This is a genomic window from Rhizobium sp. 10PS4 (genome assembly GCF_032464805.1).
GTDB classification, from domain to species: Bacteria; Pseudomonadota; Alphaproteobacteria; order Rhizobiales; family Rhizobiaceae; genus Rhizobium; species Rhizobium laguerreae.
The window spans coordinates 57,273-71,571 of the sequence record NZ_JAWDIW010000001.1 but is presented as its reverse complement, the minus strand read 5'-3'; the positions used below and the strand labels follow the sequence as shown (position 1 = coordinate 71,571).

Sequence of the window (14,299 nt, the reverse complement as noted above, 5' to 3'; positions counted from 1 at the left end):
TGTCAAACTAAAATATCAGTTGGTGCAAACGCTGAAATAAGCAAGCGAAAAGGTGGGAGAAGGCCGTGACCGCGAGGAAAACCTACGAGCAATTGCGGTCCGCCCGATGGATGCTGCCGGATGATCAGCGCTCGTTCGGCCATCGGTCGCGGACCATGCAGATGGGTTACGCGCCGGAGGATTGGCAGGGAAAGCCGATCATTGCCGTGATCAACACCTGGTCCGATGCGCAGCCGTGCCACATGCATTTCCGTGAACGCGCCGAATGGGTGAAGCGGGGAATTCTTCAGTCGGGTGGGTTCCCCATGGAACTGCCCGCTCTTTCCCTTTCCGAAAACTTCGTCAAGCCGACGACGATGCTCTATCGCAATATGCTGGCGATGGAGACCGAGGAACTGTTGCGGAGCCATCCTGTCGATGGCGCCGTTCTGATGGGTGGCTGCGACAAGACGACACCAGGCCTTGTCATGGGCGCAGTCAGCATGGGCATTCCCTTCATTTATCTGCCGGCCGGCCCGATGCTTCGCGGTAACTATGCCGGCAAGACGCTGGGCTCCGGTACCGACGGCTTCAAATATTGGGACGAGCGCCGCGCCGGCATGATCACCCAGGAGGAGTGGCAGGGCATCGAAGGCGGAATCGCCCGCAGTTACGGCCATTGCATGACCATGGGCACGGCATCCACGATGACGGCGATCGCCGAGGCTATGGGATTGACGCTGCCGGGCGCATCCTCGATCCCGGCAGCCGACGCCAACCACCAGCGCATGTCGGCGGCCTGCGGCCGCCGCATCGTCGATATGGTTTGGGAGGATCTGACGCCGGATCAGATCATCACGCCCGCTGCCGTCGACAACGCAGTCACGGTCGCAATGGCGACCGGCTGCTCCACCAATGCGATCATTCACCTGATCGCCATGGCGCGGCGCGCCGGCGTCCCGCTGGAGCTTGATGATCTCGATCGTATCGGTCGCACGACGCCGGTTCTCGCCAACATCCGGCCTTCCGGTTCGACCTACCTGATGGAGGATTTCTTTTATGCGGGTGGCCTGCGCGCCCTGATGAAGCAGCTCGGCGACAAGCTCGATCCCACCGCGATCACCGTGACGGGCAAACCCTTGGTGGATGGTCTGGACCAGGTGAAGATCTACAATGACGACGTTATCCGGCCATTGTCGAACCCTGTCTATCACGAAGGTTCGCTGGCCGTGCTCAAGGGGAACCTGTGTCCGGACGGCGCGGTCATCAAACCGGCGGCCTGCGACCCGAAATTCCATCGCCATTGCGGCCCGGCGCTGGTCGCCGACAGCTATGCGGAGATGAAGAAGATCATCGATGATCCAGACTATCCGCTGACGCCGGACACCGTTCTCGTTCTCCGCAATGCCGGCCCACAGGGCGGACCGGGCATGCCGGAATGGGGCATGATCCCGATGCCGAAGGCGCTGTTGAAGCTCGGCCTGCGCGACATGGTGCGGATCTCGGACGCCCGCATGTCCGGAACCAGTTTCGGTGCCTGCGTGCTGCATGTCGCACCGGAATCTTATGTTGGCGGGCCTTTGGCGCTGCTGAGAACGGGGGACATGGTCGAGCTTGATATTGCGGCACGCAGCCTCAATATGCTGGTTTCCGAAGAAGAGATCACAGCGCGGCGGGCCGCCTGGGCGGCGCCGACGCGGCACTATGAGCGCGGCTACGGCTTTATGTTCTCCGGCCATATCGAGCAGGCCGACAAAGGCTGCGACTTTGATTTCCTGACGACGCAATTCGGTGGCAAGACGCCGGAACCGGCTATCAACTGAGGCACCACGATGTTTGATCCCGATCGACGTACGATTCCCGCACAGCCCCCCAAGGCTGGCTTCGCTGCCGGTCCGTCCAAGTTGGACGCCATCCGGTCAGTCACCCTGTCGCTCGTTTACCTGCCTTTGGCGCGGCCGATCAGCGATGCCAAGGTTTTGACGGGCCGGCAGAAGCCGCTGACCCAGGTGGCTTTTCTGTTTTGCGAGATCGTCTCCGAGGCCGGCCATAGCGGTCTCGGTTTCAGTTACTCGAAGCGGGCAGGCGGGCCTGCCCTTTATGCACACGCCTGCGAGCTTGCCGACAACCTGATCGGCGAAGATCCCAACGATACCGCGCGCATCTGGGACAAGCTCTGCTGGGCCGGGGCTTCGGTCGGCCGCTCCGGCATTGCAACGCAGGCAATCGCCGCCATCGACATCTGCCTCTGGGACCTGAAGGCGAAACGCGCCGGCCTGCCGCTAGCAAAACTGCTTGGCGCCCATCGCGACAGTGTCGCCTGCTACAACACCTCCGGCGGCTTCCTGTCGTCGAGCGTCGAGGAAATCCGCGATGCCATCGACCACTCGATCGCTTCCGGTATCGGTGGCATCAAGATCAAGGTTGGACAGCCAGACCCGATGATCGACCTTCGCCGGCTTGATGCGGTGACCAGCCATATCGATGGCCGTGTCCCGCTGATGGTCGATGCAAACCAGCAATGGGACCGCACGACGGCCTTGCGCTTCGGCCGGCTGGTCGAACCGCTCAACCTCGAATGGATCGAAGAGCCGCTCGATGCCTATGACGCCGAGGGCCATGCGGCCCTGGCGCGGGAACTTGCCACGCCGATCGCCACCGGCGAAATGCTGGCAAGCGCCGACGAACACATGGCGCTGATCCGGGCCGATGCGGTCGACTTCATTCAGCCGGATGCGCCGCGTGTCGGCGGCATCACCCCCTTTCTGCGCATCTGCACGCACGCCGAGGTGAAACGCATGCGCCTGGCCCCGCATTTCGCCATGGAAATCCATCTGCATCTGGCCGCCGCCTATGCGCACGAGCCGTGGGTCGAGCATTTCGATTGGCTGGCGCCACTGTTTAACGAACAACTCGACATCAAGGACGGCCGGATGATCGTGCCGGCACGTCCGGGGCTCGGCTGCAGCCTGACGGGCAAAGCCCGCGACTGGACTGTGGAAACCCGCAGCTTCGGCGCCTGAACGAGAACGAGGAGGAGGAAATATGAACCCCGCAACCCGTGAAAAGCTGATGGGTGTCTCCGTCGCGACGCTCTGCTCGGCCCTGTTCAAGCGCGGCTTGAGAAACCAGACGATCCAGGATGTTCGGCCGGTCCAGCCGAAGGGCCGCAATATGGTCGGACCGGCCTTCACGCTGCGCTACATGCCGGCGCGCGAGGACCGCAACGCGATGAACGTCTTTCGCAACCCTAAACATCCGCAACGGCTTGCGATCGAGACTTGCCCGGAAGGCGCTGTTCTGGTGATGGACAGCCGCAAGGATCCGCGCGCAGCCTCTGCCGGCGACATCCTGATTACCCGCCTGATGATGCGCGGCGGCGCCGGCGTCGTCACCGATGGCGGTTTCCGGGACGCCATGACGATCGGCGGTCTCGATATCCCCGCCTATCACCACCGTCCCTCCAGCCCGACGAACCTGACGTTGCACGAGGCGATCGACATCAATGTGCCGATAGGCTGTGGCGATGTGGCGGTCTTCCCAGGCGACCTCATGGTCGGCGACGACGACAGCGTGATTGTCATCCCAGCCGAGATCGCCGACGAGATCGCCGATGAAGCGGTAGAGATGACCGCTTACGAGGATTTCGTCACCGAGCGCGTCAAGCAAGGTCATACGATCATTGGCCTTTACCCGGCCACCGACGAAAGCAATCTGACGCTCTTTGCCGAATGGCGGAAGGTGAATGGCCGCTAAGGCGGCGCATCTTGAACAACGGAACCAGGACGGAGCAAGGCTCCGCCGAGGAGAATAACAATGAGCTGGACCCCTTCAGGCAGGCATTTCATCGCCGGCGAGTGGATTGCCGGAACGACGACATTTCGGTCCGAGCCGGCGCATGGGCAGGCGCATGACTTCGCTGTCGGCACAACGGAATTGGTCGACCGCGCCTGCCGCGCTGCTGAAGCTGCCTTTGCAGCATATTCGGCAACGACACGCGAGGAACGCGCGATTTTCCTCGAGGCAATCGCCGAGGAGATCGACAAGCGTGGCGAGGCCGTCACCCTCATCGGAACGCAGGAAACCGGACTTCCAGAGGGCCGGCTCAACGGCGAACGTGCTCGTACCACCGGCCAACTCAGATTGTTTGCCGACCATATCCGCAAGGGCGCGCATCTCGACGCGCGCATCGATGCGGCGCAACCGGACCGGCAACCGGCGCCGCGCCCCGAGATCCGCCTGGTGCAGCGGCCGATCGGCCCCGTCGCCGTCTTCGGCGCTTCGAATTTTCCGCTGGCATTCTCGACGGCCGGCGGCGATACGGCAGCCGCGCTTGCCGCGGGCTGCCCGGTCGTGGTGAAGGGACATTCAGCCCATCCCGGCACAGGTGAGATCATTGCCGAGGCGATTGCAGCCGCTGTCGAGCGCACTGGAATGCCGGCCGGCGTCTTCAGCCTTATCCAGGGCGGCCGCCGTGATGTCGGAACGGCGCTGGTGACCCATCCGGCCATCAAAGCCGTTGGCTTTACCGGCTCGCTTGCCGGCGGACGGGCGCTCTTCGACCTTTGCGCCCAGCGCCCTGAGCCAATCCCGTTTTTCGGGGAATTGGGCAGCGTTAATCCGATGTTCCTGCTGCCGGCCGCTACCGCTGCCCGGGCGGAGGCAATCGGTTCAGGCTGGGCCGGTTCACTAACGCTCGGTGCCGGCCAGTTTTGCACCAAGCCCGGCATCGCCGTTGTCGTCGACGGGCCGGAGGCGGACAAGTTCACCAGTGCCGCCAAGGCGGCTCTTGAAAAGGTGGCGACGCAGACGATGCTGACCAACGGCATCGCCACAGCCTATCACGACGGCGTGGACCGCCTGCGGGCAAGCAATGCCGTCGCGCCGGTTCTCGCTGCAGAGAGTGCCGGCCGCGACGCAGCGCCGAACCTGTTCGAGACCAACGGCTCGGCCTGGCTTGCCGATCACTCGCTCAGCGAAGAAGTATTCGGTCCTCTCGGTCTCGTCGTACGCGTCGGCTCGCCTGAAAAAATGCTCGCCCTTGCCGAAAGCTTCCAGGGACAGTTGACCGCGACGATCCATATGGACGACGCCGATCTCCGCCTTGCCCGCGACCTGCTGCCGATCCTCGAAAGAAAGGCGGGCAGATTGCTGGTCAATGGCTTCCCAACCGGCGTCGAGGTTGTCGATTCCATGGTGCATGGCGGACCCTACCCGGCCTCGACCAACTTCGGCGCAACCAGCGTCGGGACCATGTCGATCCGCAGGTTTCTGCGCCCCGTTGCCTACCAGAATTTCCCCGCGGACCTGTTGCCGCAAGACCTGCGCAACTGAAGGAGTGCCAAATTGATTGCCCCGACTGAACTTCGCGAGATCATTCGCAACGGCCTGCTGTCCTTTCCCGTCACCCCTTTCGATGCCGAAGACCGGTTTGCCGCCAAGCCATTTTCAGCGCATCTGGAATGGCTGTCATCCTACCCCGTTGCCGGCCTGATCGTTGCCGGCGGCACCGGCGAGCTGTTTTCGCTGACGCCGGGTGAGGTGGTTGAGGTGGTAAAGGCCGCCCGCGCCGTATCCGGCGATGCACCCGTTATTGCCGGATGCGGCTACGGCACGCGGATTGCCTGCGACATGGCGCGCGACATCGAGGCGGCCGGCGGCGACGGCATTCTTCTGCTGCCGCATTACCTGACCGAGGCGCCGGCAGATGGCATCGCCGCGCGTGTACGAGCCGTTTGCAAGGCCACTAATATGGGCGTCATCGTTTATAATCGTGGCCAGGCGCGGGTGTCGGCCGAGCAGCTTGCTCAGCTTGCCGACGAATGCCCAAATCTGATCGGCTTCAAGGATGGAACCGGCGACATCGATACGGTGCGCCGTGTCACGATCGCGCTCGGCGACCGCCTTTCCTATATCGGCGGCATGCCGACGCACGAACTGTTTGCTCAAGCCTATCGCGGAGCCGGCATGCCGACCTATTCCTCGGCGGTCTTCAATTTCGTGCCTGAAACGGCACTGAGATTCCACAAGGCATTCCTCGCCGGCGACGACGCGGCCTGTGAGCAGATGCTGCGCGATTTCTACTATCCCTTTGCCCGCATCCGCGATCGCAAGGCCGGTTATGCTGTTTCTGCGGTCAAGGCAGGCGTGCGTTTGCGCGGCTTTGATGCCGGTCCGGTGCGGGCGCCGCTGACGGATCTTACCGACGAGGAAGTCGAGATGATGCGCGAACTGATCGCTTCGGCCGGGTAAAATTTCGCGCCTGCCGAGTGGATGCCGGAGCACCGGAAAACGGGACACAGATTTACTGTGAGGAGCGCCAAAGGCGCATGGGAGGAGAACGAAATGAAACTGCATTTGTTAGCTGCCTGCTTTTCAACAACGGTGCTCGCGCTGAGTTTCGGCTCGGCTCAGGCGCAGGATGCCAAGAGCAACGTCACTATTGTGCTTGCCGAAACGGTCGATGTCGTCGAGCCCTGTATGGCTGCCCGCCAGGACGTCGGCCGGGTCATTTCTGAAAACGTCAACGAGATGCTGGTGGAATTCGACTACGTCAATGGCGGCCTCAAGCCCCGCCTGGCGACGGAATGGTCGAAGATTGACGACGACACCTGGGAGTTCAAGCTGCGCCCGAATGTCAAATGGCACGATGGCAAGCCGTTCACCGCCAAAGATGTCCAGTTCACCATCGAGCGCAACAAGAACAAGAAGCTCAGCTGTGAGACCGGCGGCAAATATTTCGGCGGCACCGAGTTCAGCTTCGAAACGCCGGATGCCAACACGATCCGGATTACGACAAAACCGGCGCAACCGATTCTTCCGCTTCTGATGACCGTGATGGCCGTGGAATCGGCCGAGGCGACACCAGCAGACGAATTCACCCGCAAGCCGATTGGCACTGGCCCCTATACGTTCGACAAATGGGAAATCGGCCAGTCGATCGTGCTGAAACGCAATCCGGAATATTGGGGGGAAAAGCCGCAGGTGGAACAGGCGACCTATCTGTTCCGCTCCGACAGCGCCGTTGCTGCCGCCATGGTCGATGCCGGCGAAGCCGATATCGTCCCGGCTGTATCCGTGCAGGATGCCACCAACAAGGAAACCGATTTCGCCTATCCGAATTCGGAGACGACATCGCTGCGCATCGATACGCGCGCAGCACCCCTTAACGACCGGCGCATCCGTGAAGCGATGAACCTCGCTATTGATCGCCAGGCGATGCTCGGAACACTGTTCCCCGAACAGGCCAAGATCGCGACACAGCTCGTCGTGCCGACCACGATCGGCTACAATGCCGATATTCCCGCCTGGCCGTATGATCCCGAAAAAGCAAAGGAACTGGTCGCAGCAGCGAAAACGGACGGCGTGCCGGTCGATCGCGAGATCCGCATCATCGGCCGTAATGGGCAATATCCCAATGCCACCGAAGCGATGGAAGCGATGATGGCAATGCTTCAGGAAGTTGGGTTGAACGTAAAGCTCGACATGTATGACGTTTCCGTGTGGAACGGCTACTTCGTTGCACCCTTTGTCGCCGATTCCGGTCCGACTCTGACCCAGTCGCAGCACGACAATGCGACCGGCGATCCCGTCTTCACCGCATTCGTGAAATACGCGACCGACGGCTCGCACTCCATGGTTCGCGATCCTGCCGTCGACGCGCTGATCGCCAAGGCGACGTCTGCCACCGGCGACGAGCGAACAAAACTCTGGAAGGAGCTGTTCGCCAAGGTGAATACCGAAATCATCGCCGACATCCCGATGTTCCACATGGTCGGTTTCACCCGCGTCTCGCCGCGTCTCGACTTCAAGCCGACGATCGCGACGAATTCCGAACTGCAGTTGTCGCAGATCCGCTTCAAGTAAGCCGGGTTGCCGCACTTAAGCACGGGCCGCCCGCAAATAGCGGCCCGTGCTTTCCATGACGTGAGGGAGGAATGCCTATGCCGCTGATTGACCGCATTGCCCTGACCCAATTCGCCGAGCAGATATTGACCCGCGCCGGCATGGAGCCCGACAAGGCCGAAACGACTGCCGCCGTGCTGGTGGAAGGCGACATGATCGGTCACGAAACCCATGGCGTCAGCCTTTTGAACTGGTACGTCGAGGCGTTGGAGGACGGTTCCCTTGCGAAGTCCGGCAGCTATGAGGTCGTCAATGACCGCGGCGCAGCCTTTGTTTGGGACGGCAAATCCCTCCCAGGCGCATGGCTGCTGACGAAGGCGATCGAGCAGGCCTGCGAACGGGTCGGCGATCATGGCGTTGTCACCGCCGCGATCCGCAACTGCCACCATACCTGCGCTCTTTCAGCCTTCATGCGGCAGGTCACCGACCGCGGTCTGATCGTGCAGCTGTCGGTCTCGCATCCCGCGGCGAGCCGTGTCGCGCCCTATGGCGGCACGAAGCCGCTTCTGACGCCAAACCCGATGGCGGCCGGCTTCCCGACGTCCAGGGATCCAATCCTGATCGACGTCTCGGCCTCGATCACCACCACGACCATGACGCAAAACCTGGCGAAGGCCGGCAAGAAATTTCCTGAGGCCTGGGCTCTCACCGCCGCAGGCGAGCCGACCGATGATCCACGCGAAGTGACCGAACGGGGCGGGACAATGATGCCTCTTGGCGGCCAGTTGAAGGGGCACAAGGGTTTTGGGCTCGGGCTGATCGTCGAATTGCTGGGGCAGGGGCTTTCCGGCAAGGGACGGGCCAACACGCCGTCCGGTGTCTTTTCGCAAAGCGCTTTCCTTCAGGTCATCGATCCCGCCTTTTTTGCCGGGCTGGATGCCTTTACGGCGCAGTCTGACTTTCTCGCCTCTGCATGCCGCAGCAATCCTCCGGCGCCCTGGAACAATGGCCCCGTTCGCATGCCGGGCGACAGCGCCGCACGAAAGCGCCGCTCGGCGTTGGAAGAGGGCGTGCCGGTCGGCGAGGTGGCTTGGCAGAAGCTTTGTAAACATGCCGAGATCCTGGGCTTGCCTCTTCCTGACGTCGCTGCTTGACGAAAACATCTCGGCTTCGAAACTTCTATCGGTCGCCGCAACGCCCGGTCAGGTGCAATCAGATCGGCCAGACCAATAGCAGGATCGGCACACTGACGACCACCACAATGAGCGAGAGCGGCAGACCCAATCGCGCGTAGTCACCAAACCGATATCCGCCCGGTCCCATCACGAGCGTGTTGCACTGGTGTCCGATGGGGGTGAGGAAGTCACAGCCGGCTCCAATTGCCACCGCCATCAGAAAAGCATCGGGTCTAAAGCCCAGCTTCTCGGCAAAGGTCGCGGCGATCGGGGCCATGACCAGAACCGTCGCTGCGTTGTTCAAAAACGGGGTTACGGCCATGGCCGCAACCAGGATGAGAGCCAACGCACCGAAGGGCGGGAGCATTTCGGCGGTTCGCGAGAGGAGGTCCGCGATGATGTCGGTGGTTCCTGTGGTCCTGAGCGAGTCGCTGATCGGAATGAGAGCGGCCAGCATGATCAGAATGGGCGCATCGAGATGCTGATAAACTTCCCGCAAAGGGATGGATCCGGTGACCACCATCAAAAAAGCTGCGGCGAAAAACGCCGTCGCAACGGGGATCCCGCCAAAGGCCGTGGCCGCCATCGTCGCCAAGAGGATGATGACGGGGACCAGGCCATTGCGGGCGCTGCCGAGCTTCAGATTTCGTTCGACGAGCGGTAGGCATCCCCACTCGCGCAAAAGATCCGGTAATTTCTGCAGGTTGCCCTGCAGGACCAAGACGTCCCCGTTGCGGATCTTGATCTCCCCCAGACGCTCGGTGAAGCGTTTGTCGCGGCGGCTGACGGCAAGAAGGTTGAGGCCGGTATTGTCAAAAAGCGAGACGTCTTTTGCGCTGACGCCGATCAATCGGGAATGTTCGCCGACAATGGCTTCGACAGAACCTATGTCGCGGCGCGCCTCCGGCTGGTGCTTGCGATCGGACAGTTGAAGCTTGGCTTCGCTGACGATCTTGTCGAGCGCGCTCTGCTCGCCCTCGATAATAAGCAGGTCGCCATCCTTGAGCACGGTGTCGGGAAGGGGCGTGCGCTTTTGCCCGCCGCCGCCGATAATGGCGGTGACCATCGCATCGCCGCCGGCAGGTTTCTGCAGCCAGCTGACCGACTGCCCGATCGCCCCGGACGGCGCTGCGACCTTGGCTTCGGTGGTATAGTTTTTGATCGCTACCGCCTCGTCCATCGATGTCTCTACACGCGATCTTTCAGGCAGCAGCCTGTAGAAGAGCGCCAGAAAAACAACGCCGGCGACCGAGAGCGCCAGGCCGACAGGCGTATAGTCAAACATCATGAACGGCTGCCCGGTGATCTCCTCGCGCACCCGGGACACGATGATGTTTGGCGACGTGCCGATCTGCGTCATGAGCCCTCCAAGCAGGGAGGCGAAAGACATCGGCATCAAGAACATGGACGGCGATACGTTTGACTTTCGCGCCATTTGCACAGCGACCGGAATCATGATCGCCAGCGCACCGATGTTTTTGATAAAGGCTGACAGGGCTGCGACTATGGCAACCAAGATGATCAGCTGCATCCTTGGCCCACGTCGTTCGGGCGAAAATCTGCGCAAGGCGACATCCATGATCCCCGATCTGGATATCGCCGCACTCACGATGAGCGCGCTGCCGACGATAATGACGATGTCGTCGGCAAAGCCGGTAAAGGCATTTTTGGCGGGGACGACCCCGATAATGATCGCGATGAGAAGTGCGCTCACGGCGACGATATCATATCGATAACGATCCCATAGAAACGCACCCATCATCAGCGTGATGACGAGAACGGACAGCCATTGATCCCAGCGCATCTTTGCATCCTGATGGTAGCGATTAACGCTTGAGCCTGGATAACGATGCTTGGTGAGGTGAATTTTTTGTTCCGATACTCACCGCTCTATCTTCTGACAGTTGCGGCGGGTTGATCCCAGGACGCATGCCGAGGCAGGCGCTACAGGAGCTGGACGGGCCAATGCCGGTATCGAGAAGATCATCTGAGAGACGCTTCACGGCGGTCCTTGAACCGTCGGCGCACAGCCACAATATCATTTCGTCAGGACCATTGGTGGCATGAAAGGAGGAAAAGATGCCGCTGAACGATGTTCCATGGATCCGGCCGGTGACGATCCGGCTGCAGTGCGGTTTAGAGCGTACCTTCACAGGCGTTTACGACGCCTTGGATTTTCTCGAGAACGAATGGCCGCTGCGTCATGGAGAGCGCCATGAGCGAGCGGTGAAGACGTGCCGCGGCGCGCTTAACGGGATCATTCCCGGCATCGTCGCGCGTGAGGCCTTCGTGGCGTCCTGGTCCCGTGGAAGAGGAAGCCCGCTCCGCATCCGCCCCGGCCAGCGCGTCACGCGGCCATCTAGGGTATCAGTGATGACCTCGCCTCCGATGAGGCGAGGTCTTGCCGAAGCGCGCGTTTTCCCGATGAGCGCCGGTATAAACGCCCTGATGGAACTTCCAGCTGCCAGCCGGCATTTCGCTGTCGGGGCTGCTTTCTGGAGCGATTATGGCCAGCGACAAACTATCGACTTATCGATCGAAGCGCGATTTTCAAAAAACGGCCGAGCCGAGCGGTGAAAAGCGCCTGACGCGCAGCAACCGCCGTCGCTTCGTCATCCAGAAACATGATGCCACCCGGCTGCACTACGATCTGAGACTCGAGTTGGACGGCGTCTTCAAGTCCTGGGCTGTCACGAAAGGGCCATCCCTCGATCCGCACGACAAGCGGCTGGCCGTCGAGGTGGAGGATCACCCACTGGACTATGGTGATTTCGAAGGCACCATTCCGAAAGGCCAGTATGGCGGCGGCACTGTCATGCTGTGGGATCGGGGCTATTGGGAACCGGAAGGAAAGAAGAGCCCGGAGCAGGCGCTGGCAAAAGGCGATTTCAAGTTTACGCTGGAAGGCAAACGCCTGCACGGCAGCTTCGTGCTGGTGCGGATGCGCAACGATCGCGACCGTGGCAAGCGCACCAACTGGCTGCTGATCAAACACCACGACGAGTTCTCCGTCGACGAGAACGGCGCGACTATCCTCGAAGAAAATCAGACATCGGTTGCCTCCGGCCGAACCATGGAAATGATCGCGGCCGGCAAAGGACGAAAGCCCAAGCCTTTCATGGTCGAGGGCGGCGATGTTCGGGCCGATGCGGTCTGGGACAGCAATCAGGGACTGGCTGCCGACGAGAGAAAAGAGGATGCCCGAACTGGAGGAGACTCCAAGACGGTGACACAGGTCGATTTGCCGGATTTCATTGCGCCGCAGCTCTGCCAGACCCTGGAGCGCCCTCCGGCAGGCACCGGCTGGATTCACGAGATCAAGTTCGACGGTTACCGGATCCAGATGCGCGTGCTCGATGGTGAGGCGACGCTGAAGACCAGGAAAGGGCTCGACTGGACTGCAAAATATCCCGATATCGCCGAGGCGGCATCGGCATTGCCCGATGCGATCATCGACGGCGAGATCTGCGCCCTCGACGATAGTGGCGCTCCTGATTTCGCGGCCCTGCAGGCTGCCCTTTCGGAAGGCAAGACCAGCGAACTCGTCTATTTCGCCTTCGATCTACTCTATGAGGGAGGGGAGGATTTGCGATCTCTGCCGCTCGTCGAGCGCAAGGCGCGGCTTCAAAGCCTCCTGTCCGACGCCGGCAGCGATCCGCGCATTCGTTTCGTCGAACATTTCGAGACTGGCGGCGATGCAGTTCTCCGGTCTGCATGCAAGCTCTCGCTGGAAGGCATCATCTCCAAACAAGCGGATGCACCCTATCAATCCGGCCGTACTGAAAGCTGGGCGAAGTCGAAATGCCGCGCCGGCCATGAGGTGGTAATTGGCGCCTACGCAAAGACCAACGGGAAATTCCGATCCCTGCTGGTCGGCGTCTATCGTGGCGACCACTTCGTTTATGTCGGCCGCGTCGGCACTGGATATGGCGCAAAGAAAGTCGAAACGCTGCTGCCGAAGTTGAAGGCGCTCGAGACGGCGAAATCGCCTTTCACCGGTGTCGGCGCACCGAAAAAGGAGGCCGAGGTCACGTGGCTGAAGCCCGAGCTCGTGGCGGAAATCGAATTCGCAGGATGGACCTCAGACGGTATTGTCCGGCAGGCGGCCTTCAAGGGGCTGAGGGAAGACAAGCCGGCGAAAGAGGTCAAGGCTGAACGGCCGGCGAAGCCCGCGCGAACTGACGTGCCGCAGCCGGCGGTGCAGGCGAAGGCCAGGCCCGTCCGCCGAAAAAGCGCCAAAGCCGAGGTCATGGGGGTGCTGATTTCAAACCCGGACAAGCCGCTATGGCCGGATGCGAATGACGGCGAAGCGGTCACCAAGGAAGAGCTGGCCCGCTACTACGAAGCCGTCGGTTCCTGGCTGATCGAGCACATCAAGGGACGCCCATGTTCGGTCATCCGCGCACCCGACGGGATCGGCGGCGAGCAATTTTTCCAGCGCCATGCGATGCCCGGCACCTCGAACCTTCTCGAACTGGTCAAGGTCTTCGGCGATAAAAAGCCCTATCTGCAAATCGACCGGGTCGAAGGCTTGGCCGCCGTCGCGCAGATCGGCGCGGTCGAGCTGCACCCCTGGAATTGCGAACCGCATCAGCCCGAGGTGCCCGGGCGTCTCGTCTTCGACCTTGATCCAGGTCCGGACGTGCCGTTCTCCGCTGTGGTTTCGGCGGCCCGGGAAATGCGGGACCGTCTCGACGCGCTGGGCCTGATCAGCTTTTGCAAGACGACTGGCGGCAAGGGTCTGCACGTTGTCACTCCGCTCGCGGTCAACAAGCGCAAGCCGCTTTCGTGGGCTGAAGCGAAGGGTTTTGCGCACGATGTGTGCCAGCAGATGGCGCGCGACAATCCCGATCTCTATCTGATCAAAATGACGAAGAGCCTGAGGAACGGCCGGATCTTCCTCGACTATCTGCGCAACGACCGGATGGCGACGGCGGTGGCGCCTTTGTCACCGCGCGCCCGGCCGGGCGCCACCGTCTCGATGCCACTGACCTGGACCCAGGTCAAGTCGGACCTGGACCCCAAGCGCTTCACCATCCGCACCGTTCCTGCTCTTCTGGCGAAATCGTCGGCCTGGGAAGACTATTGCGACGGCCAACGGCCACTGGAACAGGCGATCAAGCGCTTCGCCAAGGCGCGGGTCGCGGCTTGATTGAGGGGCTTACCGCGGACCGGGTTCGAGGTGATAGTTAGCGCGAACCGCAATTGCTTTGGGAGTTCGCGCCCGGCGATCCACCGTGGCGACAGCCGGGCCAGGCGTCGGATTAATGCCATGTGTTCAAGTTGGATTTGTTGCAGGC

The 14,299-nt window shown here is 61.5% G+C and carries 9 protein-coding genes and 1 pseudogene; 9 read left to right on the top strand and 1 reads right to left on the bottom strand.

Annotated elements, in window-relative coordinates; all coding sequences use genetic code 11:
- Positions 1-65: 65 nt before the first annotated feature.
- From araD to RWJ89_RS00310, 7 genes are all read left to right on the top strand, one after another.
- On the top strand, positions 66-1,802 hold the full coding sequence (araD, locus tag RWJ89_RS00340) for an L-arabinonate dehydratase (RefSeq protein WP_131663478.1): 1,737 nt from the start codon (positions 66-68) through the stop codon (positions 1,800-1,802).
- A 9-nt stretch (positions 1,803-1,811) separates the two neighbouring features.
- Positions 1,812-3,002 carry an L-talarate/galactarate dehydratase gene (locus tag RWJ89_RS00335; RefSeq protein ID WP_020046972.1) on the top strand — a complete coding sequence of 397 codons (1,191 nt, stop codon included), beginning with the start codon at positions 1,812-1,814 and terminating at the stop codon, positions 3,000-3,002.
- Between the two features lie 22 nt (positions 3,003-3,024).
- A complete protein-coding gene (locus RWJ89_RS00330; protein WP_222013267.1) occupies positions 3,025-3,735 on the top strand; it encodes a ribonuclease activity regulator RraA in 711 nt (236 codons plus the stop codon).
- A gap of 60 nt (positions 3,736-3,795) precedes the next feature.
- Entirely contained in the window at positions 3,796-5,313 is a 1,518-nt protein-coding gene (locus tag RWJ89_RS00325) for an aldehyde dehydrogenase (NADP(+)) (RefSeq protein ID WP_222013266.1), read from the top strand.
- Between the two features lie 12 nt (positions 5,314-5,325).
- Positions 5,326-6,231, top strand: a complete 906-nt coding sequence (locus tag RWJ89_RS00320; protein WP_222000440.1) for a 5-dehydro-4-deoxyglucarate dehydratase — start codon at positions 5,326-5,328, stop codon at positions 6,229-6,231.
- 93 nt (positions 6,232-6,324) lie between these two features.
- On the top strand, positions 6,325-7,845 hold the full coding sequence (locus tag RWJ89_RS00315; RefSeq protein ID WP_077980683.1) for an ABC transporter substrate-binding protein: 1,521 nt from the start codon (positions 6,325-6,327) through the stop codon (positions 7,843-7,845).
- 71 nt (positions 7,846-7,916) lie between these two features.
- Positions 7,917-8,978, top strand: a complete 1,062-nt coding sequence (locus tag RWJ89_RS00310) for an Ldh family oxidoreductase (RefSeq protein ID WP_206111686.1) — start codon at positions 7,917-7,919, stop codon at positions 8,976-8,978.
- 58 nt (positions 8,979-9,036) lie between these two features.
- Here RWJ89_RS00310 and RWJ89_RS00305 read toward each other — a convergent pair whose 3' ends face one another.
- On the bottom strand, positions 9,037-10,803 hold the full coding sequence (locus RWJ89_RS00305; RefSeq protein WP_316029684.1) for an SLC13 family permease: 1,767 nt from the start codon (positions 10,801-10,803) through the stop codon (positions 9,037-9,039).
- Between the two features lie 275 nt (positions 10,804-11,078).
- Here RWJ89_RS00305 and RWJ89_RS00300 point away from each other — a divergent pair.
- Together RWJ89_RS00300 and ligD are read left to right on the top strand one after the other, a co-directional pair.
- Positions 11,079-11,362, top strand: a pseudogene (locus tag RWJ89_RS00300) (DUF982 domain-containing protein).
- Positions 11,363-11,505: 143 nt separating this feature from the next.
- Positions 11,506-14,151, top strand: a complete 2,646-nt coding sequence (ligD, locus tag RWJ89_RS00295) for a DNA ligase D (protein WP_077980687.1) — start codon at positions 11,506-11,508, stop codon at positions 14,149-14,151.
- Positions 14,152-14,299 lie beyond the last annotated feature (148 nt).

Excerpts from the sequence above, each read along its gene's own strand:
- RWJ89_RS00305 (WP_316029684.1), bottom strand. The coding sequence starts at position 10,803 with ATGCGCTGGGATCAATGGCTGTCCGTTCTCGTCATCACGCTGATGATG.
- RWJ89_RS00335 (WP_020046972.1), top strand. The coding sequence starts at position 1,812 with ATGTTTGATCCCGATCGACGTACGATTCCCGCACAGCCCCCCAAGGCT.
- RWJ89_RS00310 (WP_206111686.1), top strand. The coding sequence starts at position 7,917 with ATGCCTATGCCGCTGATTGACCGCATTGCCCTGACCCAATTCGCCGAG.
- RWJ89_RS00315 (WP_077980683.1), top strand. The coding sequence starts at position 6,325 with ATGAAACTGCATTTGTTAGCTGCCTGCTTTTCAACAACGGTGCTCGCG.
- ligD (WP_077980687.1), top strand. The coding sequence starts at position 11,506 with ATGGCCAGCGACAAACTATCGACTTATCGATCGAAGCGCGATTTTCAA.
- RWJ89_RS00330 (WP_222013267.1), top strand. The coding sequence starts at position 3,025 with ATGAACCCCGCAACCCGTGAAAAGCTGATGGGTGTCTCCGTCGCGACG.
- RWJ89_RS00325 (WP_222013266.1), top strand. The coding sequence starts at position 3,796 with ATGAGCTGGACCCCTTCAGGCAGGCATTTCATCGCCGGCGAGTGGATT.